Origin of the sequence: Shigella sp. FC1967, assembly GCF_001743005.1 — a bacterium.
Lineage (GTDB): Bacteria > Pseudomonadota > Gammaproteobacteria > Enterobacterales > Enterobacteriaceae > Proteus.
This window is the reverse complement of record NZ_MIIZ01000760.1, coordinates 1-3,622: the sequence shown is the minus strand read 5'-3', so window position 1 is coordinate 3,622 and position 3,622 is coordinate 1. Positions and strand designations below refer to the sequence as shown.

The following is a 3,622-nucleotide window of genomic DNA, read 5'->3' as shown; positions in this document are numbered from 1 at the left end:
CTTTACGACAAAGTATCGACGTAAGCTATTTGACGGACTGATGCTCGCTCAACTGCGTGATGCATTTGACTCCGCTGCGGCAAAACTTGAATGCGAAATTATTGAGATGGACGGAGAGCCTGACCATGTGCATCTGCTGGTTGCTTACCCGCCAAAACTGGCGGTCAGTGTGATGGTCAACAATCTGAAATCAGTATCGTCGCGCCTGCTGCGCCAGCAAAACACACATTTACGGACGCAAAGTAAAACGGGGGCTTTTGTGGTCAAGGTCGTACTTTGTCTGTAGCACCGGAGGGGCAACGATTGAAACACTCAGAGCCTACGTTCAGAGTCAGTCAACGCCTGATTGATCTTTAAAGCCCTGCGGGCTTTTCGCCTTATACCCCCGCCCGCACTGGGCGAGGGTTTACGGCGTTTTTCGCTAAAAAATGCACTATCTCGAAAAAAATAATATTAAATAAGACGCGTTAGTACCTATCTACTTATTTCTTCCTATACATTGTATGCGTATAATGTCGCGCATATATTAATACTGTTTTTCTTTGTTTGAACGCTATGCTTATTATATCAATGTAATAAGAGCAACAAATACAGAAATGCAGTGTCCACGAAAAGGAGAAACTCATGGCGGTTAGCGTCCCTGTTATAACTGTTGATGGGCCTAGCGGAGCAGGTAAAGGAACATTATGTCAAGCATTAGCGAAAGCGTTTGGTTGGCATTTACTCGATTCTGGTGCTATTTATCGTGTATTGGCATTAGCCGCTTTACATCACCATGTTGATATAACCTCAGAAGATGCTTTAGTGCCCTTGGCTGCAAATTTAGATGTGCGTTTTATTCCTAATGAGAATGGCTTAAGTGTCATTCTTGAAGGTGAAGATGTTTCAACTGAAATTCGAACAGAAACAGTTGGAAATACGGCATCACAAGCGGCGACTTTTCCCCGTGTAAGAGAAGCATTACTGCGTCGTCAGCGTGCGTTTCGTACTGCGCCTGGCTTAATTGCAGATGGCAGAGATATGGGCACCATTGTTTTTCCTGATGCCCAAGTAAAAATATTTCTAGAGGCGAGTGCAGAAGAGCGTGCGCGTCGTCGCATGTTACAGTTGCAGGAAAAGGGCTTTAATGTTAACTTTGAGCGCCTTTTATCCGAGATAAAAGAACGCGATCACCGTGACCGGAATCGCGCTGTTGCGCCACTTGTTGCGGCGAAAGATGCATTAATTCTCGATTCTACAAGTTTGTCTATTGACGAAGTCATTGAAAAATCGTTGACTTATGCTAAAAAAAAATCTGCAATTAACAGCGTAATTCATTTTTATTTCGTTTATACTAGGAAATTATCTAAATCGGGTTGACGTGTTAATGAAAACACAACAATGCCCGATGACCTCGTCACAAAGGATGTAATGAGGTATGTGAAACAACCCCATTCGGCCGGATGCTAAATGGACGTTAATTAAATTTACTTGAAGATCATTAACATGACAGAATCTTTTGCTCAACTCTTTGAAGAATCCCTAAAAACAATCGAAACTCGTCCTGGCGCTATCGTTCGCGGCGTTGTAGTTGCTATCGATAAAGACGTTGTTCTGGTTGATGCAGGTCTGAAATCAGAATCTGCTATTCCTGTAGAACAATTCAAAAACGCTCAAGGCGAATTAGAAATCCAAGTGGGCGACGAAATTGATGTTGCTCTGGACGCGGTTGAAGATGGCTTCGGTGAAACCGTTCTGTCCCGTGAGAAAGCTAAACGTCACGAAGCGTGGCTGATGCTAGAAAAAGCTTACGAAGAAAACGAAACTGTTGTTGGTATCATCAACGGTAAAGTTAAAGGTGGTTTCACTGTTGAACTGAACGGCATTCGTGCGTTCTTACCTGGTTCACTGGTAGACGTTCGCCCAGTTCGCGATACAACTCATCTGGAAAACAAAGAGCTTGAGTTCAAAGTCATCAAATTAGACCAAAAACGTAACAACGTTGTTGTGTCTCGTCGTGCGGTTATCGAATCTGAAAACAGCGCAGAACGTGATCAGTTATTAGAAAACCTGCAAGAAGGCATGGAAGTTAAAGGTATCGTTAAGAACCTTACTGACTACGGTGCATTCGTTGATCTGGGCGGTGTTGACGGTTTACTGCACATCACTGACATGGCTTGGAAACGTGTTAAACACCCAAGCGAAATTGTCAATGTTGGCGACGAAATCACTGTTAAAGTCCTGAAATTCGACCGTGAACGTACTCGCGTATCATTAGGTCTGAAACAACTGGGCGAAGATCCATGGGTAGCTATCGCTAAACGTTATCCAGAAGGTACTAAACTGACTGGTCGTGTAACTAATCTGACTGATTACGGCTGCTTCGTAGAAATCGAAGAAGGCGTTGAAGGTCTGGTACACGTTTCTGAAATGGATTGGACTAACAAAAACATTCACCCATCTAAAGTTGTTAATGTTGGTGATGTTGTTGAAGTTATGGTTCTTGACATCGATGAAGAACGTCGTCGTATTTCACTGGGTCTGAAACAGTGTAAATCTAACCCATGGCAGCAATTCGCAGAAACTCACAACAAGAACGACCGTGTTGAAGGTAAAATCAAGTCTATTACTGACTTCGGTATCTTCATCGGTTTAGACGGCGGTATCGACGGTCTGGTTCACTTATCTGACATTTCTTGGAATGTTGCAGGTGAAGAAGCCGTTCGTGAATACAAAAAAGGCGACGAAATCGCTGCTGTAGTTCTGCAAGTTGATGCTGAACGTGAACGTATCTCACTGGGCGTTAAACAATTATCAGAAGATCCATTCAATAATTACCTGTCTGCTCACAAAAAAGGTGCTATTGTTTCTGGTAAAGTAACTGCTGTTGACGCTAAAGGCGCAACTGTAGAATTAGCTGACGGTGTTGAAGGTTATCTTCGTGCTTCAGAAGCTTCACGTGACCGCGTTGAAGATGCAACTCTGGTTCTGAATGTTGGCGAAGCTGTAGAAGCTAAATACACTGGCGTTGACCGTAAAAACCGCGTTATCAACTTATCTGTTCGTGCTAAAGACGAAGCAGACGAGAAAGACGCTATCGCTTCTGTAAACAACAAAGAAGAAGTTGGTTTTTCAAACAACGCTATGGCTGAAGCTTTCAAAGCAGCTAAAGGCGAATAATTTAAGTTATTAACGGAAGGCAACGTTAATCGTTGCCTATTTATCGGTAGTTTAGGGAGGTAATATGACCAAGTCTGAGTTAATCGAGAGACTTGCAGGCCTACAATCTCATCTTTCGGCTAAGACGGTTGAAGAAGCTGTAAAAGAAATGCTTGATCATATGGCTGATACTTTAGCTGATGGTGAGCGTATCGAAGTCCGCGGATTCGGCAGTTTTTCTCTACACTACCGTGCGCCGCGTACGGGTCGTAACCCGAAGACTGGTGATAAAGTAGATCTGGAAGGTAAATACGTTCCACACTTTAAGCCAGGTAAAGAGTTACGTGACCGTGTAAATATTTATACGGAATAATAACGCCTGTCGAAATGGCACGATGTTAGTTAACTTTCTCAAAAACGGTACTTAGGTGCCGTTTTTTATTCCCTAGTATTATGACTTTTAGTGTGTTTTTCTGTTCTTTAA

At 43.0% G+C, this 3,622-nt stretch carries 3 protein-coding genes and 1 pseudogene; all 4 read left to right on the top strand.

Annotation, left to right across the window (positions count from 1 at the left end):
• Positions 1–350, top strand: a pseudogene (gene tnpA, locus BHE89_RS27055) (IS200/IS605 family transposase); the annotation flags it as partial.
• A 274-nt stretch (positions 351–624) separates the two neighbouring features.
• The gene (cmk, locus tag BHE89_RS12215) at positions 625–1,359 is read left to right on the top strand and encodes a (d)CMP kinase (RefSeq protein ID WP_128860511.1); all 735 of its coding nucleotides are present in this window, start codon (positions 625–627) and stop codon (positions 1,357–1,359) included.
• 126 nt (positions 1,360–1,485) lie between these two features.
• Positions 1,486–3,159: a 30S ribosomal protein S1 gene (rpsA, locus tag BHE89_RS12210; RefSeq protein WP_006537421.1), complete on the top strand. Its 1,674-nt coding sequence runs from the start codon at positions 1,486–1,488 to the stop codon at positions 3,157–3,159.
• Between the two features lie 64 nt (positions 3,160–3,223).
• Positions 3,224–3,511 carry an integration host factor subunit beta gene (gene ihfB, locus BHE89_RS12205; RefSeq protein ID WP_006537420.1) on the top strand — a complete coding sequence of 96 codons (288 nt, stop codon included), beginning with the start codon at positions 3,224–3,226 and terminating at the stop codon, positions 3,509–3,511.
• Positions 3,512–3,622 lie beyond the last annotated feature (111 nt).